The organism is Paenibacillus sp. IHB B 3415 (assembly GCF_000802655.2).
Classification (GTDB): domain Bacteria; phylum Bacillota; class Bacilli; order Paenibacillales; family Paenibacillaceae; genus Paenibacillus_AQ; species Paenibacillus_AQ phytohabitans.
This window is the reverse complement of the sequence record NZ_JUEI01000073.1, coordinates 71794-92613: the sequence shown is the minus strand read 5'-3', so window position 1 is coordinate 92613 and position 20820 is coordinate 71794. Positions and strand designations below refer to the sequence as shown.

At 51.4% G+C, this 20820-nt stretch carries 16 protein-coding genes; 11 read left to right on the top strand and 5 right to left on the bottom strand.

What is annotated here, in order from left to right; translation table 11 throughout:
• Positions 1 to 49 precede the first annotated feature (49 nt).
• Positions 50 to 2872 (bottom strand): PglL family O-oligosaccharyltransferase, encoded by a 2823-nt coding sequence (locus tag QW71_RS27790; protein ID WP_039307004.1) that lies wholly within the window; start codon positions 2870 to 2872, stop codon positions 50 to 52.
• A gap of 391 nt (positions 2873 to 3263) precedes the next feature.
• Positions 3264 to 3473, bottom strand: coding sequence for a hypothetical protein (locus tag QW71_RS27785; protein ID WP_039307001.1), 210 nt, complete (start codon positions 3471 to 3473; stop codon positions 3264 to 3266).
• A 210-nt stretch (positions 3474 to 3683) separates the two neighbouring features.
• Here QW71_RS27785 and QW71_RS27780 point away from each other — a divergent pair, with 210 nt between their 5' ends.
• Both QW71_RS27780 and QW71_RS39320 read left to right on the top strand, forming a co-directional pair.
• The gene (locus QW71_RS27780; RefSeq protein WP_039306998.1) at positions 3684 to 4346 is read left to right on the top strand and encodes a YheC/YheD family protein; all 663 of its coding nucleotides are present in this window, start codon (positions 3684 to 3686) and stop codon (positions 4344 to 4346) included.
• Between the two features lie 337 nt (positions 4347 to 4683).
• On the top strand, positions 4684 to 4827 hold the full coding sequence (locus QW71_RS39320) for a sporulation histidine kinase inhibitor Sda (RefSeq protein WP_042217282.1): 144 nt from the start codon (positions 4684 to 4686) through the stop codon (positions 4825 to 4827).
• A gap of 135 nt (positions 4828 to 4962) precedes the next feature.
• On the opposite strand, the gene QW71_RS27775 is transcribed toward QW71_RS39320, so the two are convergent.
• Positions 4963 to 5937, bottom strand: coding sequence for an NAD(P)/FAD-dependent oxidoreductase (locus tag QW71_RS27775; RefSeq protein ID WP_039306995.1), 975 nt, complete (start codon positions 5935 to 5937; stop codon positions 4963 to 4965).
• A 324-nt stretch (positions 5938 to 6261) separates the two neighbouring features.
• Here QW71_RS27775 and QW71_RS27770 point away from each other — a divergent pair, with 324 nt between their 5' ends.
• Positions 6262 to 7455, top strand: a complete 1194-nt coding sequence (locus QW71_RS27770) for an NAD(P)/FAD-dependent oxidoreductase (protein ID WP_039306992.1) — start codon at positions 6262 to 6264, stop codon at positions 7453 to 7455.
• 1 nt (position 7456) lies between these two features.
• Positions 7457 to 7741, top strand: coding sequence for a hypothetical protein (locus QW71_RS27765; protein WP_039306989.1), 285 nt, complete (start codon positions 7457 to 7459; stop codon positions 7739 to 7741).
• A 186-nt stretch (positions 7742 to 7927) separates the two neighbouring features.
• Here QW71_RS27765 and hemQ read toward each other — a convergent pair whose 3' ends face one another.
• Positions 7928 to 8686: a hydrogen peroxide-dependent heme synthase gene (hemQ, locus tag QW71_RS27760; RefSeq protein ID WP_039306986.1), complete on the bottom strand. Its 759-nt coding sequence runs from the start codon at positions 8684 to 8686 to the stop codon at positions 7928 to 7930.
• A gap of 279 nt (positions 8687 to 8965) precedes the next feature.
• Here hemQ and QW71_RS27755 point away from each other — a divergent pair, with 279 nt between their 5' ends.
• From QW71_RS27755 to QW71_RS27740, 4 genes are all read left to right on the top strand, one after another.
• Entirely contained in the window at positions 8966 to 9262 is a 297-nt protein-coding gene (locus QW71_RS27755; protein ID WP_039306983.1) for a YuiB family protein, read from the top strand.
• 226 nt (positions 9263 to 9488) lie between these two features.
• On the top strand, positions 9489 to 11039 hold the full coding sequence (locus QW71_RS27750) for a helicase DnaB (RefSeq protein ID WP_039306980.1): 1551 nt from the start codon (positions 9489 to 9491) through the stop codon (positions 11037 to 11039).
• Positions 11040 to 11057: 18 nt separating this feature from the next.
• Positions 11058 to 12014 (top strand): primosomal protein DnaI, encoded by a 957-nt coding sequence (gene dnaI / locus QW71_RS27745; RefSeq protein ID WP_039306977.1) that lies wholly within the window; start codon positions 11058 to 11060, stop codon positions 12012 to 12014.
• A gap of 157 nt (positions 12015 to 12171) precedes the next feature.
• Positions 12172 to 12483, top strand: a complete 312-nt coding sequence (locus QW71_RS27740) for a hypothetical protein (RefSeq protein ID WP_039306974.1) — start codon at positions 12172 to 12174, stop codon at positions 12481 to 12483.
• 40 nt (positions 12484 to 12523) lie between these two features.
• On the opposite strand, the gene QW71_RS40100 is transcribed toward QW71_RS27740, so the two are convergent.
• Positions 12524 to 12682: a YqzM family protein gene (locus QW71_RS40100; protein ID WP_144026185.1), complete on the bottom strand. Its 159-nt coding sequence runs from the start codon at positions 12680 to 12682 to the stop codon at positions 12524 to 12526.
• 417 nt (positions 12683 to 13099) lie between these two features.
• On the opposite strand from QW71_RS40100, the gene trxA reads away from it, so the two are divergent.
• The 3 genes from trxA (at position 13100) to QW71_RS27725 (ending at position 20766) form a co-directional block, all read left to right on the top strand.
• Complete coding sequence (trxA, locus tag QW71_RS27735) at positions 13100 to 13417, top strand: thioredoxin (RefSeq protein ID WP_039306971.1); 318 nt, start codon at positions 13100 to 13102, stop codon at positions 13415 to 13417.
• 139 nt (positions 13418 to 13556) lie between these two features.
• Positions 13557 to 15548 (top strand): excinuclease ABC subunit UvrC, encoded by a 1992-nt coding sequence (gene uvrC / locus QW71_RS27730; protein WP_039306968.1) that lies wholly within the window; start codon positions 13557 to 13559, stop codon positions 15546 to 15548.
• A gap of 649 nt (positions 15549 to 16197) precedes the next feature.
• Positions 16198 to 20766, top strand: a complete 4569-nt coding sequence (locus tag QW71_RS27725) for a discoidin domain-containing protein (RefSeq protein WP_047014018.1) — start codon at positions 16198 to 16200, stop codon at positions 20764 to 20766.
• Positions 20767 to 20820: the final 54 nt, after the last annotated feature.

Genomic DNA, 20820 nt, shown 5'->3' with positions numbered 1-20820 from the left:
CTTTTGGGACAGCTTCCTTTTGCTGTTCGCTAGTCTGGCAATAGTACAGTTAGAGCGGCATAACGGCAACTTCGTTAATCTTGACTGCTTCTTCCGGATCAGCCGTAATCAGCTTGTCATACACTGCCTGATCCTGGGCACTCTGGGTTCTCTGCTGTACAGCGAGATACCAGCGGGCCGTTTCCCGGTTGACGGCATCGTTATAATCCTCAGTCAGCCCTTGCTGCAGTGTGGCTGCGGCGGCTTGCCATTGTTTCGATAAATATTGGATCTTACCGGCGTTCAGCAGCATAACTGAAGTAATCATCGATCCCCGTCCCTGCTGATCTTCAGCCGGAAGGGCACTGAACCATTCTTCATCCGCAGCTGCATGGGCATAAGCGTCCAGACCGGTTTTGAAATACCGTTCCTTGTTAACCGTCTCCTGATCCCCCAGATCCGTCTGGCCCAGTGCATAAGCCTCCAGTGCCCGCTTCAAGGCTGCAGCTCCCAGCTCCTGGGAACGGCCGATCACCGCGCTGTACCAATCTGTATCCCAGAGGGCTGCGGTCTCCGTCAAGTCTTCGTAACCGTTGGTGAAGCCTTGCTGCACTGTTGTTCGGGCGGCTTCCTCATCACCGGACAGGACCTGAATCCGGCCTGCGTTCAGAGCAATCGTTGAAGTGACGAAGAATTCACGGCCCTGAAGCTGCTCGGGTGGAAGAGTCTTCAAATGCTCAATGCCGTCCGTTACATGTTTGTAGGAAGCCAGCGCACTGTTGAAATACTTCTGTTCCCCTGCTTCATCTCGCTTCGCATAGGCCTCCAGCCCAAGGAGCGAGGCCCGGCTGATCAGATGATCATACCAGTTAATATCCCACATGAACTTGTCCGCATTATCGAGATACACCCGGTAAGACTCTTCACTCTGGCCCTTCAGATCATAGTATTTCGCCAGCTGGGATAGCAGATCTTTGTTATAGGGCTCATCTTCAAGTGCGCGGGTTAACACCGTATAGGATTCGTCCAGAAACTGTTTATTCTGTGTTTGGGTGAATACCTGCTGATCCAGCATGGATAGATAAGCCGCCGATTCGGGATGATTCGGGCGGGTTTTGAGTGCTTTTACCAGAGGGGCCTTGATCTCTTCATAGGATTGGCTGACGTTCATCAGCTTCTTGGCAGTATAGGCTTCAGAGCTGGAACTGATATACCCCAGAGACAGGAACAGCAGATACCCGGTGCCGATACCCAGCAGCCCGAAATACCCGGCTCTGATCCAGAGCTTGTTCCACTCGAGACGGAGCGGTCTGCTCTCCATGACAACGGTCATCCCTCCCAAAGCGAGGAAGACCAGAATCCCCATGAACGCATAGCTCATATTGAAATCAAGCAGGCTGTGAACAAGAATCGACAACGCGATAATGAGATAGAAGAACCCGTTATTGTAATCGTCTTTGTCGCGTTTCAGATATCCTCTTACATACTTGTAGAAAATGAACAGGATGAAGCCCATGAACACGATAAAGCCGAGAATGCCCACTTCAATCAGGTACTGCAGGAAAAAGTTGTGGACCTGGCGGCTCAGGTAAGGGTTGTTCTGGTAGTGCTCATAGAGTGACGCCCAGCCCCCGCCTCCGGTCCCCAGTACCGGATAATCTTTGACCACCTTCATGGCATCTTTGTAAAAGGTGAAGCGTTCAAGTACACTGTGCTGCTTGAAGTTGATATTCTCCAGCCGTGTTCCGATATTCTCCGGCAGAATATTACGCGCACGGGTTCCGATAAACAGGAAGGCGATAATCAACACACCGGCAACGGATACCACAGGAATCCATACTCCGCTCCAGCGGCGTGATTCTGTGCTGCCTAGCTTGCGGCTCAGCCAAGGAGCAAAGTAATGCTGGACAACCCAGCAGAGAGCGGCGGCGCAGAATGATGCACCCAGCAGGTATCCCCAGCCCTCAAGGGCTGCAGAGGAAGTGAATGCCGTATTCAGCTCCAGACCCAGTCTGGTTACCGGATTCGTAATCAGCAGAGACAATACGCCGGCAATGGCGAGATTAATAATCCAGAGTATCTGCTGCACAGGCTTCAGGAAAAGCAGCAGGATAATGAATACCACAGGCAGCAGGACCAGACCGCCGCGGGACAAGGTAAGCAGCAGGGAGACTATGAAGGGAACCAGCATAAATCCGTGCATCAGCCGTCCGTACCATTTCCGGGAGCGGATCAGCGCGAATAAGGCGACGAACAGAAAAGCCATCAGGAACGCTGCATATGTATTGGCATACTGGAAAATGGAAGTCAGGCGAAGCCCGTTCGAATCGGTCATCACCGCTTCAGTATACTTGCCGTTGACCACAGTATCCGAGAACCAGCCTACAAGACTGCCGGCAAGCTTCCAGCTTCCGAGCCAGTTCAATAGACCGAAACCGACGATCAGATAAGCGATTGCGAGGATACCCAGCTGAATAACATTATTAAGCTGCCTCTGGCGGAGCAGATACACGCTGGTAATGAAGACCGCCACATAAGTAAATTGGGTGAACAGCATGTTCATGGCCATATAATGCGAGGCAGCGCCAAACAGTGACAGGGCGTACGTTAACGGGAGCAGGATTGCGGCGAGGGTAAGCAGATCGCGCTGCTCGTCCAGCCTGAAGGTCCTAAAGTACAGGACAGCACAGATCAGCAGGAGCAGACCGCTCAGCAAGGCAGCCATATAAATAGGCTTCTCAAATTCCACTCTCATTCCGTTGAACAATCCAACCTGGAAGGGGGTCCACCCCAGGAACAGGATGAAGGCAATGCAGAGCGCCCACACGGGTCCGGAATTCTTTTCGATCGTCTTGGACGGAGCCGCTTGCTTGCCGTATACAGGTTTCGACACGTTATATTCTCCTTTTTTCGAGTATTCACGCTACTAATCTTAACATAGAACCATTTAAGGTATATTGTGTAAAATGATGATAATGTGAAATTATGGATGATATTTAAGAAAATCCCGAGGGGATAAGCAAGTTTGAAGCCGGGCGGCATATTCATAGCGGGTCCGGGGGATGGATTTAAGATTAAGAGAGCTGCCGGGTGCTAAGGACCGGATAAGACTCAGCTAATGAAGCTGTCCATCGGCACAGGCCAACCCTTCACGGTGTCATAGAATATAGTATCTCAGGCAAATCTATGAGGTATGTATACGTGAGATTCCGCTCAAAGGCAGCAATGATAAAAGGCAGTCTGCTCTACGGATGTCTTTTGCCATAGCTGCCGGGAGCTTTGCTTCAGGCCGGAAGGATGAATTTGAAATTAATCATGAACACGATCAGGGCAGCGGCCCCCAGGGAAAAGGCGATACAGCCGGCGCCCAGAACCCTGCGGCGGTCTTTGATGAATTTGAAGCCCAGCGCGCAGACGAGTATCGTGGTTCCTGCCAGTACAACAGACATGCCGATCATCGCAAACCAATACAGGATTTCAAAAAACTGTGCCATTAGGAAACCCTCCCCTCCAGGCTATAATACAACGAATTTTAAGAATATTCCAGCTCTGGAATAAACGGAACACCGGGACATACGGCCCTTGCGGCTATATGCCCTTTTTTGCTGTGGACTCCGTTACCACGGACAATCATACAGGAGGGTGCGGTCTTTCGTGAGTAATCTATAGGGTAGGCTGGGAATTCGAAAGGAGAGGGCGAAAAAATGGCGGGGAGAGAACTGGCAAGCAAGTTGCTGAAGACCGCGGCGTTGCTTAGCGATTCACGGGTTGCCGGTTACATTCCGAGAACACGGGAATATAGTGCTGCCGGATTGTTAGCGATGCTGGGAAGATACGGGAATGTTGTGATTAAGCCGGTTGTCGGCGGCGGAGGCTACGGGGTGATCAAGGTGTTCCGGGATCAACGGGGTTACGGCTTCACGTATATGCATAATACACGTATATATCGTGATTTCGCTTCGATGAGGTACGCGCTGGACCGGTTCAAGGTAAAGCGGAGATATTTGATCCAGCAAGGCATTTCCCTTGCCCGGATTTCCGGGCGTCCGATTGATTACCGGGTCAAAGTGGTGAAGAACGGCGATCACTGGGAATTCCGTTCCATGGTAGGCAGAGTAGCCCGGCCGGGATTGTTCGTTACTAATCTCTGTAAAGGGGGAACGATGCTCAGCTGCCGTCAGGGTCTGAGCAGATCGCTGCCGAGAGTCCGGACCTCCTCCAAGAAAGCGGAGATGCGCCGGCTGACTTTAGTCTGTATTGAGCTGCTGGAGCGGCATTTCCCTGGTATCGGCGAGCTTGGTTTCGATTATGCTGTGGATCATCGGGGAAAAATATGGATTCTGGAAGTAAATACAAGACCAAAATAACCGGAAATTAATTAAGAAAATTTTAATAATTGACGATAAATACAATAATGAGATAATATTGCGTTTAGTCGTGTCTATTACGAGGTAATATGAACATAAATATCCCAGCCAATTATGAACATTCTAAAAATTATTTTTACGGATAAGCGGGATATCTGCCCTGTGCATAACTATTATCCCCATAGTCCACCGTGCAGTACCTGACATTGCAACCCTTACTAACATATTATGCACAGGATCTCCACAGTAGCTTGTGGATAATGAGAACGCTTGTTCGAATAATGATAGTTTGCTATGATAGATTCAGATCCAAATAAAGGAAAGGTAGGTGAACGTTATGGTTGAATTGTCGGATGAGATGCTGCTGGACTCTTATCATAGAGCGATAGAGCTGCAATTGGAGCATGATTTCATCGCTCTGCTACTCGCTGAAATTCGCAAACGGAACTTACACTCTCCAGTTCATGCGGTTCTTCACTAAAGATCAGAGCATACCTTTACAGCACCCAGAATTAATCAAACCGCAAGTAACACAGAATAGGGTATCTTTTCAAGTTGAGGTGGAATCAACCTGAAAGGATACCCTTTTATTGTAGGTTTTAGGTTATACGCAATTCTAGAGTTTGAGATTACTGCTGTGTCCCGGGGACAGCTTCGCTTCGGGATCAATATACACCTTGGCGTTATTCACAGCAGTCGGCGCTTCTCCGAATCCTACAGCAATCAGCTTCAGCTTGCCTGGATACGTGGTGATATCGCCTGCGGCGAAGATACCCGGAATGCTGGTCTCCATGCGGGAGTCTACCACAATGGAGTTGCCATCGATCTCGATTCCCCATTCGGCAATCGGTCCCAGTGAGGAAACAAAGCCGAAATTGACAATTACACTGTCTACTTCGATTTCCTGCGTTTCTTTGGTCTTGATATGAGACAGGGTTACCTTGGTGATGAACTCTTCACCATGCAGCTCAGTGATCTCAGATGGCGTAATAACATTGACCTTGGAGGCCATCAGATTCTCGACACTGTGCTCATGGGCGCGGAATTTATCCCGGCGGTGAATCAGGGTTACCTGCTCCGCGATAGGCTCAAGCATAAGTGCCCAGTCTACAGCAGAATCGCCGCCGCCGCTGATCAGCACCTTCTTGCCTTTATATGCATTCAGATCGCTTACAAAATAATGCAGATTGGCTTTCTCGAAACGCTGCGCATCAGGCACTTCCAGGCGCCGCGGCTCGAACGCGCCTACACCTGCTGTGACAATAATAGCTTTGCTGTGATATTCAGCTTTATCGGTGGTGACGATGAAGTGGCGCTCATCCTGCTTCACAACAGATACAACCTTCTCCTCCAGACGGATATCAGACTGGAAGAGCTCCATCTGCCGTGAAAGGTTATCCACCAGCTCCTGTCCGGTGATCTTGGGAAAACCGGCTACGTCGTAAATATATTTTTCGGGATAAAGAGCAGCAAGCTGCCCCCCCAATTGGGGCATACTTTCAATAAGTGTTACCGAAGCCTGGCGCATACCGCCGTAAAAAGCGGCAAACATACCGGCTGGTCCCCCGCCTATGATGATGAGATCGCTCATAGGAACGGATTGCTCTAGTGTCACGTAATATTACACCTCCGAGTTGATAGTTTCAAATTGCCATACTTGCGTACCTACTCATTATAAACATTGTGGCACCCCGCTGCAAAGCCTTTGATTTCACTGAAAAATGTGACATTTTGTTGTATGATTGTATTTGATTAAAACGATACTAAGGTTTACAATGGATATGGTTATTTTAGAAATCCTTTAAGTTTAATTGGAAATTCTTCTGAATTTAAGTGTATAAATTCACAAAAGAAACCTAATTTTTTTACAAAAAATAACACATAGACAGATTCACCTGTTGGAAGGAGCCGGAACATGAGCAGTATTCCCAAAATTGTTATCCTAGGCGCGGGATATGGAGGTATCTTGACCGCCCAGCGGCTGCAGAAAGCTTTGAATTATAATGAAGCGGATGTAACCCTGGTGAACCGCCATGAGTATCATTATTTCACGACCCATCTGCATATGCCAGCAGCAGGAACGGACAGCATCGAGCATACCCGCGTATCCATCTCCAAGCTTATCGATGAATTCAAAATCGATCTTGTTAAATCTTCCGTACAGGAGATCCGTACCCAGCAGAAGAAGGTTATTCTGGAAGACGGAACCCTCTCGTATGATTATCTCGTAATCGCACTTGGCGGCGAGCCTGAGACCTTCGGAATTCCGGGACTCGACAAATATGCGCTGACCATCCGCAGCATTAACTCCGTGCGGCTGATCCGTGAACATATTGAGTATCAATTTGCCAAATACAAGAATGAGAATAATGCACAAGAGCATATCAACTTTGTTGTCGGCGGCGCGGGCTTCAGCGGCATTGAGTTTGTGGCTGAACTGGCAGACCGGATTCCGGCACTGTGCAAAGAATATGATGTCGATCCAAGTATGGTCAACATCTATAATGTAGAAGCTGCACCTACAGCGCTGCCGGGCTTTGCTCCGGAGCTTGTCGAGCATGCCATGACAGTGCTTACGAAGAAGGGGGTAACCTTCAAGTTCGGCGTGGCGATCAAGGAATGCCTGCCTGGCGGTGTCATCCTTGCAACCGGTGAAGAAATCAAAGCTTCCACTATCGTGTGGACCGGCGGTATCCGCGGCAACCGTCTGATTGAAGCTGCCGGCTTCGAAGCCATGCGCGGGCGTGTGAAGGTAGACGAATACCTGCGTGCTCCAGGACATGAGAATATCTTCATCATTGGTGACGGTTCCCTCATGATTAATCCGGAAGGGCGTCCTTACCCTCCAACGGCACAGATTGCTATGCAGCAGGGAGAATGCTGTGCGCATAATCTTGTAGCGGCCATCCGCAGCCAGCAGCCGAAGAAGTTCGCGTTCAGCAACAAAGGCACCGTAGCCTCGCTGGGCAAGGGTCAGGGGATTGCAGTAGTGGGCGACAAGACCTATAAGGGCTGGACAGCGGCGCAGCTGAAGAAGGTTGTAGACATGCGCTACCTGCTCATTATCGGCGGCATTCCGCTGGTACTCAAAAAAGGAAGATTCCTCTAAGATGCGCCATTGCAGCGTACAAGTTCGCGGACTGTTGACGCGTGAGGAGCTGGACCGGTACAATGCTCTGATCGAGGTGGGTTCTTATCTTGAGGATCAGACACGTTATGATCTGGCTTACAATATCCAGAAGGAAATCGACATTCTCATTCTCCCGGCCATAGAGCGCCTGAAGGATAAGGGCCGCGCGCGTGACCGGGCGACGGCTGAATATCTGGAGAGTCTGCGGGATGAGGACGAGGATGATGAGGACGAAGAGGCTGATGGTAAGAATCCGTCCGATTGAAGGATATAGATTTGTGAATAGGACACGACAAATAGACCGCATTCCTTCGCGAGGGGGCGGTCTATTTGCGTTTATTGGACAGCAGCGTCATAAGCGAGTTTCTTGTTACTATTGCAAAAGTCCAAATAAAGGGAAGCTTTCCTGTGAGGAAGACTTCCCTTTATATACTGTTGCTTATTCTCCGTTTTACAGCTTCAGCATCTCTTCGAACGATTCCTCAGTCAGCAGATTGCCGACATAGAAGGGACCGAACTCGCCGTAGCGGGCACTCACTTCATCAAAGCGCATCTCATAGACCAGCTTCTTGAACTGCAGGGCATCTTCAGCGAACAGGGTCACGCCCCATTCCCAGTCATCGAATCCGACGGAGCCGGAGATGATCTGCTTCACCTTGCCGGCATATCCGCGGCCGATCAGGCCATGCGAATGCATCAGCTCACGGCGTTTGTCCATGTCGAGCATGTACCAGTTGTCCGCAAGCTCCCGTTTCTTATTCATCGGATAGAAGCAGATATGCTTCGCTTGCGGCAGAATAGGCTTCAGCCGGGCGGCAACATGCGGATTCAGCATCGGATCGCTGCCGTCTCCCGCAGTTCCTCCTGCGGCGTAGTTGCTGAGTTCGACAATACTTACATATGAATAGGCTTTGGTAGTATATTGAGCAAAGGCGATTTTGTTAAAAGCAGTCTCAAGCGCATTCAATGCTTCCAGGCTTTCCCGCAGAAACATCATCACGAAATCAGCTTTCTGGCCAACAATGGAATACACGGTGGAGCTGCCTTCCTTGGCTTCTTCCACGGGCCCCCATTCCTGCATGAAAGCATGCAGCTCCTCAAGGGCAACAGCGCGTTCTTCATCATCGGCTTCCGTCCAGGCAGTCCAATTGAGAGAGCGGAAGTCATGCAGGGCATACCAGCCTTCCAGTGTCAAAGCGGCTTCGTTCATGTTCTCACTCCTTTAAAGTTTGCATACGTTTAATATGTATAAACATATTTCCGAAAAGAAACGTGCACCGTTCTTATGAAGACGCTGCAGCCGTTTCCATTTGCTATTTGCATTGTATCGCATGCGAACGGCCAAGAGCAAACTCTGCAGCCGCCATTTGCGCTGATCGCAAACCACTGGACGATAATGTTCATTGCTTCGCTACATTTTTTCTAGTAAACTTACTATTAAATAAGGTTTGGTGTGCGGTTCTTTATAGAGAGAGGGGATGGCGGTACGATGGGATTTATTCCAGTGTTTGTTCTGGCCGTTTTGTTCTTTGTCATGATGTTTGGCATTGGCTTTATCCTTAACATGTTAATGAAGACTACCTGGTTTCCCGCATACCTGTTCGTAATCGTTATTCTTCCAGTAGTGGTCTACTCCATCTGGGACCGGAGCTCCATGTCGTTATGGGAGCATCTCTCTACCTTTCATGTAGTCGATTATCTGACCGGTATAGCCGGCCTTGCCGGTGCTGTACTGAGCGGCTGGACCATTCAGAAGCTGCGGCTCGGCGGATACAAAATGTTCTGAGAAATGTGCAGAGCAGGCAAGACAACAAACGGCTGATCTCCTTCAAAACTAAGGGGAAGCCGTTTTTTCTTATCTTTTCCGCTAGAATCAGCAAGTGTTACAAAGCTGTCGATAATAGGGGGAAAAGCAGCTTTTTTGGGCCTTTTTTTACATTTCCGGCCGGGTGTTTTGTGATAGAATAGAAATCTATATGAATTCGTATAGAAGAGGGGGAGGTTTTCCGCAGATGCGTATGAGCAACCTGCATCATTTCACCGAACATCATCGGTACTGCGTTTCCCGCGAATTCGGTCTAAGCCATGTGGATGGACGAATGCTCGGTTCGGTCTATCAGCCGATGGTCGGCGCTTTTGCCATCAGCCTGTACAGACTGCTGTTCGAGCATATTCCGGCTGAATCCATCGGGTACTCCGGTGTGGAGCAGCAGCGCAGGCTCTTTATGACCCTGGGCGTGGAGCCTAATGAGAAGGGCCGCAAATATTTAGTTGACCAGGCTTCACGGCTGGAAGCGGTGGGGCTGCTGCAGACCTGCCGGATTTATGCCGCGGAGAACGATGATTATATGTACGAGTACGAACTAATGCCGCCGTTGTCGCCGTCGGAATTTTTTGCGACCCAGCATTTAACGCTGCTGCTCAGGGATAAGATCGGCAAATTTGCCGTATTGTCGCTGCGCGAGCAGTTCTGGAACCGGGAACCGGAAGAATGGAGCCGGCGGTCGGTCGGTAAAGAGAATATTTCGCTGCCCTTTTATGATATTTTTGAGCTGAATACTCATGTCATTGATTACGAACTGGAGCAGGCGCTGGCCGAGGTAGCTACCGTGCGTCAGCCGGGAACGGTTGATGGCGGCGAGCCGAATATCGGCTACAGCGACATCATTCTGCGTTTCCCGCGTGAGTCGGTCAACCGTGCGCATGTGGAGAAGCTGCGTTTCGATCATAACCAGATGGGCGTTATTAATTATGTGGCCCGCAAGTACGAGCTTGGCCCGCAGGATCTATGCCGCCTGCTGGACGAGGACGATGTCTTCACGCCGGATGGCGAGGTGATTCTGGATACACTGCAGTACAAGGCCAGCCAGCATTTCCGCCAGGATATGAAGCGCCAGGAGAAACGTGAGATCGCCGCTGCCAAGGTGGTATCGCTGCGCTCTGCTGCCGCTGATGAGAGTGATCCTTCCGGTGCGCCGGTGGAGCAGTCTGTCGAAATGGAGTTCTATGTAGAAGTGCCTCCGCAATTTATGTCCAAATGCGACATTCACCAATATAATATGATGCTGCGCAACGAACCTTATACACGTCTGCTGCAGACGTTTTTCCCCGGGGCTGTTCCGGGCCAGCTGATGGATATCTTCGAGAAGATCGACTTGAACTACAAGCTGAACGGTGAAGTCATCAATGTACTGATTCACTATTTGATGACTATGGTGGCCTCCGGCGGCGACCAGCGGATGAACCGCAATTTCGTGGAGGCCATTGCCTCCAACATGCTGGTCAAGCAGGTAAATACTTACGAGAAGGCTGTACGTTATATCCGCGACCAGTCCAAGGTGAAGGGCAAAGGAGCGGCTTCCGGCTCTGCCGGCACGGCTGCGGCGGGGACACGCCAGCGTTCATATACGAAGAACACCGGACGTTCCGGCAAGCTGGAGATCCCGATTGTGCTGGATGACGGCAGTGCCGGGACCGTATCGGATGAGGAATTCGCGGCGATGATGAAGAAAGCGGCCGAGATTAAGGCAAGTAAGAAAAAGGGCGTCCTGAGAACGCCCTAAAGAAAGCGAGGTGCGGCGATGGAGTCTATGGGCGAAGTGCTGCGTTCGATGAACAATTCCGCTCTGCGCCAGCGCTCCCGTGATCTGGAGCAGGGACTGTTTAATAATCCCCTGGTCAAGCAGCTTCAGGCTGATCATCCGGAGCTGGATGAGTCACGGCTGCGGCTGCACTTAAGCCGGCTCTACCAGTATGTCGAGGAGGACCGCCACTGCAAGAACTGCCCGGGCCTTGAGAACTGTCCGAATGATTTCCAGGGACACTACAGCAAGCTTACAGTGGAGACTGTTAACGGTATACCGGATCTATATGAGCGCAAGACACCCTGCAAGCTGAAGATCGCGCAGGATAACCAGGATAACATCCGCAAGCGGATCCGCAGCTTCTATGTGGATGAGCGGGTGCTGAACGGCGGATATGATGAGATGGACATTATGGGCAAGGACCCCCGGCGGGCCAGTGCCGTGAACCGGATATTTGATTACATTGCGACTGTGCGGGCAGAGGGCCTGACTTCGCGGGGAATCTACCTGCAGGGCAGCTTCGGGACAGGCAAGACCTTTCTGATGTGCTATCTGCTTCACGAGCTTGCAATTGCCGGTCACAGCGGCGTAATTGTGTACATGCCGGACTTCATTGAAGAATTGAAGCTAATCATGATGGACAACCAGAAGCTTAAGGAAATGGTAGATACGATGAAAAACTGCGATCTGCTCATTTTTGACGATATCGGTGCCGAGAACCTGAATCCCTGGGCCCGTGACCATGTGCTGGGTGCGATCCTGAATTACCGGATGAACCGCAAGCCGACCTTCTACACCTCGAACTATCCGCTGGATGGGCTGGAGAAGCATCTAAGCATGACCAGCAAGGATGGCGAAGAGGTCTACAAAGGCCAGCGGCTGATGGACCGGATCGCCCCGTTTGTGGATGTCATTCCGCTCCATGGGGACAATCAGCGGGGTACGGTAAGATAAATTCCGCTGCATGATATGATAACTGGACGGATCATTTATAATCCCGCAGCTTAGCTGGCTGCGGAGTTTATGAGTGGTCCGTCTTTTGTTGCTTCTGTTGCGTGAATGTTGTATGTATTGCAACTTGGGTTCATAAGAAATGGGGTGTCCATGAGGAATGTTGTACGAAATACAGCAATTGTCGCGCTTAACTGCTTGGAGGGAGTGGAATGTTGCCTTTCATACAACAATTTTCGATTTGGGCCGCTTAAGCGAAGAAAATGTTGTATTTGGTGCAGGATTTTGCGTTACTCAACCATTCAAATCAGTGCCGCTCGCCGAAAAAGGATTTTCAGCAGAAATAAGAGCTGCTCTGCCCGCACACAAACAGCGGCGGGACCCGGACATTGAAGTCCCTGGCCCCGCGGACCCGGACATTGAAGTCCCTGGCCCCGCCGCTGTTTGGTATGAGTTCTCCGTATGCGTTTAGCTTTTGCGTAAACTTAGCTGTCGCTCTGCTGCCTGCAGCCTTATTCGGACATAATGAACTTGATGATAACCATCCCGAAGAAAACTACGGTCATAAATCCTGTCATTCCAAAAAAACCGGCCATTAGGTCGCCAAGGTCATTACGGGGCTCTTCGTTGACATGCTCCCGCGGGTCACGGACTTGCGCGTTGACATCCATCGCTTCTTCCTCCTTGCTGTTGCATGACTGCACAAAGTGGGTTACAGTTATACATGTGAGAGAAGTCATTGACAATTAATGCGCTTTCTTCAAGTATACGAACTTGCCGGGAAGATGTAAAGATAAGATCGGCGCGCGAATCAGGGGAATTTGATTTTATACAATATAATTTTATAAAACATATATTAAATGCATTGTAATTATGTTATACTGTGGATGTGTCGCTAAATGGTAATCTGGTTATCATATTACATGAAGCATTTTATCCCGCTATATTCTCGGAGTAATTTTCGCCGCCTTGGCTCAGGCTATAGAAGCGGATCTTATTTCGTACAGCTAAGCTTAGGCTTCCAAGTATTTTGAACAATACTGTTTCAGGAAGCGGATGCTCACAAAACTTTGAGGAGGAACAATATCATGGCTATCGTGAACGTGTCTGACCAATCCTTCGTTAATGAAGTGGAAGGTCAAGGTACTGTAGTAGTAGACTTCTGGGCACCTTGGTGCGGCCCTTGCAAAATGCTTGCCCCTATTCTGGAGGAATTGTCCACCGAGCTGGGAGACGGCGTAAAAATTGCTAAATTGAATGTAGATGAGAATCCTGAGACGGCTTCCCGTTTTGGAGTGATGAGTATCCCTACTCTGATCTTCTTCAAAGACGGCCAACCCGTGGACAAAGTCGTAGGACTGAACTCCAAGGATTCCCTTAAGAATATCGTAGCTAAACATCAATAAGAGATTAAATCCGCTGTATCCGGGGGGCCCGCTTTGTGTGTCAAATAGAAACGGGTGTTCTATAATAAGGCTTGAATCTGTAGTACATTCTATTCTAAACTTACCTTATAACAGTGTAGTAACAGGTGGGGGAGAACTCATGGATTATATGGATAATATCCGCAACAAACTGGCGCTGCTGCCTGATCTGCCCGGCTGCTATCTGATGAAGAATGATGAGGGTACGATTATTTATGTGGGCAAGGCCAAAGTGCTGAAGAACCGCGTGCGCTCTTATTTCACCGGCAGCCACAACGGCAAGACGCAGCGGCTTGTCGCCAATATTGTTGATTTCGAATATATCGTCACATCGAGCAATATGGAAGCACTCATTCTGGAGTGCAATCTGATCAAGAAGCATATGCCGCGTTACAACGTGCTGCTGAAGGATGATAAGACTTTTCCGTATTTAAAAATAACGAATGAAACGCATCCGCGCCTTGAGGTTACGCGGCGGGTGCTGAAAGATAAAGCTAAATATTTCGGTCCGTATCCGAATAGCTATGCGGCCCAGCAGACCAAGAAGCTGCTGGACCGGATGTATCCGCTGCGCAAGTGCGGGGTGATGCCGAAGGAAGTCTGCCTGTATTATCACATGGGCCAGTGTCTGGCTCCCTGCGAGAAGGAAGTGCCGAAGTCCGCTTACGAGGAGATTACGCAGAGTATCTCGTCCTTCCTGAACGGGGGGCATGATGCGGTGAAGAAGGATCTGCAGAAGAAGATGCAGGAAGCCGCAGAAGAGTTGTATTTCGAGCGGGCCAAGGAGCTGCGGGACCAGATCATCCATATCGATGCCTTAATGGAGAAGCAGAAGATCAACACGGTTGATACCAAGGACCGGGACGTCTTCGGCTATGCAGTCGATAAGGGCTGGATGTGTGTGCAAATCCTGTATATGCGGCAGGGTAAAATGATTCAGCGCCACTCGTCGGCTTTTCCGTTCTACGGGGAAGCGTACAGTGATTTCATGTCCTATGTTACGCAGTATTACAGCGATAACCCGGCATTGCCGCAGGAGATCCTGCTGCCGGATATGCTGAGTGACGGAGCCGTCAAAGCGCTAACGCCAGAGACCGGTACAGGTGCTGCGGTAACGGGCTTGCAGACTGCTGCAGGCATGCTGGGCAGTAAGGAAATGCAGGCGGCGCTGGAAGCGGAGGATAGGGCGGAGGTTGCAGCGGAGCCGCAGAATCCGGCGGAACAGGAAGCGGCTGCTGAAGGAACCGTGGATGCGGCCGGAGGGGCGGCAGCCCTGCAGGAATGGCTAGGCATTAAGGTACTTGTGCCGCAGCGCGGGCTCAAGAAGCAGATGGTCGGCATGGCCTGCCAGAATAGCCGGGTGGCGCTGGATGAGAAGTTCCGCCTGATTGAGCGGGATGAGGAGCGCACCTCCGGTGCGGCGAGCAGTCTGGGGCAGAGTCTGGGACTTGCTTCGCTTAACCGGATTGAAGCTTTCGATAACTCGAATATCCAGGGAACGAATCCGGTCTCGGCGATGGTTGTGTTCATTGACGGAAAGCCGGCCCGCAAAGAGTACCGTAAATATAAGGTCCGCACTGTGCAGGGGCCGGATGATTATGAGACAATGCGTGAGGTCATCCGCCGCCGGTATGAACGGGTGCTCAAGGAGAATCTGCCGCAGCCTGACCTGATCGTGGTCGATGGAGGCAAAGGCCAGATCTCCTCGGCCATCGATATTCTGCAGAATGAGCTGGGTCTGTTCATTCCGGTCTGCGGTATCGTCAAGGATGATAAGCACAGAACGGCGCAGCTGCTGGTCGGGGATTCCGCCGAACCGGTGTCGCTGGCCCGGGACAGCCAGGAATTCTATCTCCTGCAGCGGATTCAGGATGAGGTTCACCGGTTCGCAATTACGTTCCACCGCGAACAGCGCGGCAAATCCATGGTCACCTCGAAGCTGGATTCGGTGCCGGGAATCGGGGAGAAGCGCCGGAAGTCACTGCTGAAGCATTTCGGCTCACTGAAGAAGATCAAGGAAGCTTCCGTGGAAGATTTCCGTGTTCTGTCTATTGGCGAGAAGCTGGCCCGGCAGATTCTGGATGCGCTCAAGGATGAGGAACCGTCATTATAAATAGGCTCAAACGGTAACGAAACAGAGGCCGGGCCCCCGGCCCCATGGGGCCGGTTTTTTAGTGACTTAGGAAATTATGCTATTCGTCAGAAAATCCCGCTGCCCCCCGGAAGACGGGCCAAAGGAGGACCAAATGTATGCGAAAAATCGAATACAATGTGCTCCCGTGAAGGTAACCGGGCCAAATGTATGCGAAAAACCGAATACAATGCGCTTCCGTGAAGCTGACCGGGCTAAATGTATGCGAAAAATCGAATACAATATGCTTCTGTGAAGCTGACCGGGCCAAATGTATGCGAAAAATCGAATACAATGTGTTTCCCCGAAAGAAACGAGGAGCATTAGGGCCCTTAATTTCGCCGGAGGCTGCCCCAGAAGTAGTCTCGATTTTTATCCGTTAGATGATGAAGGACCGGGCTTTTGCTGCGAAAATAAGTTAATCCTTACTTTCTGCATAAAATCGTTGATTTGTATAATTGCAACCGGTTTCGGTAAAAGGTACGCTTATCTTGAATCTATGAAAGCGCTTATATATGTGGAGATGTAGACTGCTTAAACCAAGGTAAAGGAGGCTAATGATCACACCGGGAAAGATTTTGTTATGGGCTGGATGGCTGCATACCAATAGACATGAGGAGGATTAAGGGTAATGACATATTCCAAAAGGTTAAAACGCAAGAAAGGCATAAACGGCACCGCTTTTTTTCTGAGCATAATCATGCTGCTAAGTGTCGCATTGGTCATTCCGCCCGGCCGGGCGCATGCCGCTGGCTCTTATCTGCTCTCCCAGGACCGGCCTGCCTATGCGTCGGGCACGGAGGGCAATAACACCCCGGATCTGGCCGTTGACGGCAATACGGGTTCCCGCTGGAGCAGCGCGTGGGGAACCGACCCGAACTGGATTTATATTGATCTCGGGGCATCTGCCGCAGTAGACCGCGTTGTCCTGCGCTGGGAAGGGGCGTACGCCAAGTCCTACAAAATTCAGGTATCCGCGGACGAATTGAACTGGAGTGATGTCTATTCCACAACTACGGGAGATGGCGGCGTGGATGATCTCACGCTCAGCGGCACCGGCCGTTATGTGCGGGTATTGGCAACCGTGCGGAGCCTGACGCAATACGGCATTTCCCTCTTTGAGTTCGAGGTTTACGGCACGGGCGGGGTTAATCCTCCTCCGGTAGTGCTGGGGCCGAACGTGGCCTTGAACAAGCCGGCGACGGCATCGTCTTATCAGGTGGCTGACTATCTCCCTGCTGGCTCCACATTGCCGACACTGGCAGTGGACGGCAACGGGGCTACACGCTGGTCCTCCAACGCTACCGATAATGAATGGCTTAGCGTAGACCTTGGCAGCGTACGGACGCTTGGCCGGGTCATCCTCAATTGGGAGGCTGCCGCCGGCCGGACCTATGATATCCAGGTTTCAAATAACGGCAGTTCATGGACTACAATCTACCGGGAGCTTCACGGCGACGGAGGCACACTTAATCTTCCAATCTACGCCACCGGCCGGTATCTGCGGATGAACGGCATCAGCAGAGCGACCTCCTTCGGTTACTCGATCTTTGAATTCCAGGCGTATGATTATGTGACAGGTGATGCCAAGCCGGTCTATAACATTCCTGCACTGCCGGCGCTGACAACAGTGGCCGTAGGTCAAGGCAGCTATGCCGCCGATGACCTCTCGGTTCCACAGCCCAAATATCCGCTGTATAAATCTGATGCACTGACTGCGCCGCTGCCTTCCAATGACTGGTGGCAGTCGATCATGATCAATCAGCTTGGCAACGGTATTATTACCCTTCCGCTCAAATCGAAATATACCAAGCAGGGACTAAGCGTTCTGAACCCGGGTGCAGGCTACTTAAGTGCCGATGGTAAGGCGCAGGAAGCCGGGGGAAGCCCGGATCTGTTCCTGATGGCCAGCAACATTAATACTTCAGGGATGTCGAACCGGATAACCGCTTACGGCGACTGGTCAGCAACTGCCGTGTTAAGCGATGGCACTGCTGAGAAGATGAAGACGACCTTCGTCAAAGGCTCGCCTTATCTCTATTCACAATTCAGCGATCCGGCCAGTCCTGAAGTCTATCTGCCGGCAACGGCCCGCTTCTTCGATGACAGCAATAATACGATTCTGGCGGCTGACGGCGCCACGGTTACTGGAGACCATATCGGCATTGCGGTCACGAATTCCAATGGCGCGCCAACGCCCGTAATGGTTACCCGAAACTATGGGCTGTATGCACCGGCTGGCACAACCTTCAAGAAAGTCGGCGCCAAGCTCAAAATCCAGCTGGGCGGAGGCCAGAACTACCTGAGCTTGTCGGCTCTTCCGGCACCCGCAAATCTGAATTACTTCTACCAGCACGGATATGCATTCGTGACCGATACGAAGGTAGCTTATACGTTCAACGAGACCACATCGGATGTCACTACCACCTTCAATGCGACTACAGAACTCAAACGTTCAGGCTTCCCGAATACAACGCTGATGGCGCAGCTTCCCCACCAGTGGAAGGTTACTACTACGCCGCTGACTGCTGTCTCCTTCCCGTCGATCCGCGGAACGATGAAGGTTACGGAGGGCAATTCCTTTGCCACTGCCGATAAATTCTACGGCATTGTGCCGCAGTTCACCGAGCCCGGCGATTCCGGCTACTCCCGTCAGGATCTGCTTAATTATTTGGCGCTGCTTGATACGGACACCGCCACCAATCTGATGCAGGCCGATGCGTACTGGCAGGGCAAGAAGCTGCATCCGCTGGCAATGGGTGTGCTGATCGCCGATCAAATCGGCAGCGAGAGCTACAAGAATCTGTTCCTCTCCCGGATGAAGACGGTGCTTACAGACTGGTATACGTACACTTCGGGAGAAGCTAACTACTATTTTGACTACAACTCCGACTGGGGAACCCTGATCTATAAGAACAGCGAGTTCGGCGCGAACTCCGGCATTACAGACCATCATTTCACGTATGGCTATTATGTCTTTGCTTCCGCTGTACTGGCCACTTACGATACCGACTTCAGGAACAAATTCAGCGGGATGGTTGATGAGCTGATCCGCGACTATGCCAATCCGTCGAAGACCGATCCGAAATATCCGTACTTCCGCAACTTCGACCCGTATGAAGGACATTCATGGGCCGGCGGTTATGCCGACAATGACAGCGGCAATAACCAGGAAGCGGCAGGGGAATCACTGTTCGGCTGGGTAGGCCAGTATATGTGGAGCACACTGACCGGCAACACAGCATTCCGGGATGCTTCCATTATGGGCTTCACGACGGAGCTTAGAGCAGTGCAGCAGTACTGGTTCAACTACGACCAGGACAACTGGCTGCCGGGCTATACGCATAAATCTGTCGGGCAGATTTACGGAAGCTCGAACTTCTTCGGAACCTTTTTCAACGGCAATCCGGTGTATGTCTATGGGATTCACTGGCTGCCTACGGCAGAATATTTAACCAGCTACGGGTTCGACACAGCTAAGGCTGCCGGATTATACAGCGGCTTCGTAGCCGATAACGGCGGGCCGGAAACGGACTGGTACCATATTGTCTGGCCGATTCAGGCGCTGAGCGATCCGCAGGCTGTACTGAATAAATGGAATCCGGCACTTCCGCAGCAGAATGAATTGTTCAACACGTACTGGTTCGTGCATAACATGGCAACTCTTGGATCACGCACCAAAGACATTTGGGCAGCGAACGGGTATAGTGCAACTGTGTATAAGAAAGGATCGGCATATAGTGCACTGGTCTGGAATCCGACGAATGCGGCAATTACCGTTACGTTCCGCAACGCGGGAGGAATTACGGGCTCAGCTGTAGTTGAAGCCAAGAAGCTGGTGAAGGTTGACCCGACGAAGGTGAATTCGGGGACACTGCTCACTCCTCCTGCTCTGACAGCGGATACAACGCAGAATGCAGCCGGCCAGCCGATTGAGCTGACATTCACGGATAATGCGGCCTGGAGAAGCGCGGTCAGTGCGGTGAAGGTGGATGGAACCTCAGCGGCGGCAGCGAATTATACCGTGGCAGCCGGTAAAATCACGCTGAACACCGCGCTGTTCCCTGCGGCGAAGACCTACACGATTACGGTGTCTGCAACGGGCTATAACGATGCTTCAGTGCAGCAAGTGGTCACTGGCGGAGCAACCTCTGCGAATTTGGCCCTGAACAAGGCGGTTACGGCCTCGGAGAATCCGAGACAGCCGGCTGCGGGTGCAGTGGACGGAGATCAGGGTACCCGCTGGGAATCGGCCTTCAGTGATCCGCAGTGGATTCAGGTTGATCTCGGCTCTGCTCAGACGGTCAGCCGTGTCCTGCTGAACTGGGAGGAAGCATATGCCAAATCGTATACGATCGAGACTTCAGCAGATGGTACGAACTGGACGTCAGCGTATTCCACCACAACTGAAGACGGGACCCTCGACGATGTCAGCTTTAACCCGGTCAGCGCTCGTTATGTGAAGGTAAACGGGACGGAGCGCGGCACGCAGTACGGGTATTCTTTATGGGAACTGGAAGTGTACGGCAGCGGGGACACCGTGACGCCGCTTACTCCGCCTGCCCTTGCAGCCGATACAACGCAGAATGCAGCCGGCCAGCTGCTTGAGCTGACATTCACGGATAATGCAGCCTGGAGAGGCGCAATCAGTGCGGTGAAGGTGGATGGAACTACAGCGGCGGCAGCGGATTATACCGTGACAGCCGGTAAGATTACGCTGAACACCGCGCTGTTCCCAACTGCGAAGACTTACGCGGTTACGGTAACTGCAGCTGGATACAATGATGCTTCCGTGCAGCAGGTAATTACCGGCGGAACACCTTCCGTGAATCTCGCCTTGAATAAGGCGGTTACCGCTTCGGAGAATCCGAAACAGCCCGCTGCAGGAGCAGTAGATGGGGATCCTGGCACCCGCTGGGAATCGGCCTTCAGTGATCCGCAGTGGATTCAGGTTGACCTCGGCTCTGCTCAGACGGTCAGCCGCGTCCTGCTGAACTGGGAGGGAGCGTATGCCAAATCCTATACCATTGAGACTTCGGAAGATGGCACGGACTGGACAACGGCATATTCGGCGGCAACCGGAGACGGGGAACTGGACGATATCAGCTTCACCCCGGTCAGCGCGCGGTATGTGAAGGTGAACGGTACGGAGCGGGGCACACAGTACGGCTATTCTTTATGGGAAATGTCGGTCTATTAATCAGGGCGGCATTGGCGATAGAATAGAGGCATCAACGTAAAGAAATGGTGAGGA

Coding starts and splice junctions, on each gene's coding strand:
- QW71_RS27780 (WP_039306998.1), top strand. CDS start 3,684: ATGGCGGGGAGAGAACTGGCAAGCAAGTTGCTGAAGACCGCGGCGTTG.
- QW71_RS39320 (WP_042217282.1), top strand. CDS start 4,684: ATGGTTGAATTGTCGGATGAGATGCTGCTGGACTCTTATCATAGAGCG.
- QW71_RS27740 (WP_039306974.1), top strand. CDS start 12,172: ATGTTGTACGAAATACAGCAATTGTCGCGCTTAACTGCTTGGAGGGAG.
- QW71_RS27725 (WP_047014018.1), top strand. CDS start 16,198: ATGACATATTCCAAAAGGTTAAAACGCAAGAAAGGCATAAACGGCACC.
- QW71_RS27750 (WP_039306980.1), top strand. CDS start 9,489: ATGCGTATGAGCAACCTGCATCATTTCACCGAACATCATCGGTACTGC.
- uvrC (WP_039306968.1), top strand. CDS start 13,557: ATGGATTATATGGATAATATCCGCAACAAACTGGCGCTGCTGCCTGAT.
- QW71_RS27785 (WP_039307001.1), bottom strand. CDS start 3,473: ATGGCACAGTTTTTTGAAATCCTGTATTGGTTTGCGATGATCGGCATG.
- QW71_RS27770 (WP_039306992.1), top strand. CDS start 6,262: ATGAGCAGTATTCCCAAAATTGTTATCCTAGGCGCGGGATATGGAGGT.
- trxA (WP_039306971.1), top strand. CDS start 13,100: ATGGCTATCGTGAACGTGTCTGACCAATCCTTCGTTAATGAAGTGGAA.
- dnaI (WP_039306977.1), top strand. CDS start 11,058: ATGGAGTCTATGGGCGAAGTGCTGCGTTCGATGAACAATTCCGCTCTG.
- QW71_RS40100 (WP_144026185.1), bottom strand. CDS start 12,682: ATGGATGTCAACGCGCAAGTCCGTGACCCGCGGGAGCATGTCAACGAA.
- QW71_RS27755 (WP_039306983.1), top strand. CDS start 8,966: ATGGGATTTATTCCAGTGTTTGTTCTGGCCGTTTTGTTCTTTGTCATG.
- hemQ (WP_039306986.1), bottom strand. CDS start 8,686: ATGAACGAAGCCGCTTTGACACTGGAAGGCTGGTATGCCCTGCATGAC.
- QW71_RS27775 (WP_039306995.1), bottom strand. CDS start 5,937: ATGAGCGATCTCATCATCATAGGCGGGGGACCAGCCGGTATGTTTGCC.
- QW71_RS27765 (WP_039306989.1), top strand. CDS start 7,457: ATGCGCCATTGCAGCGTACAAGTTCGCGGACTGTTGACGCGTGAGGAG.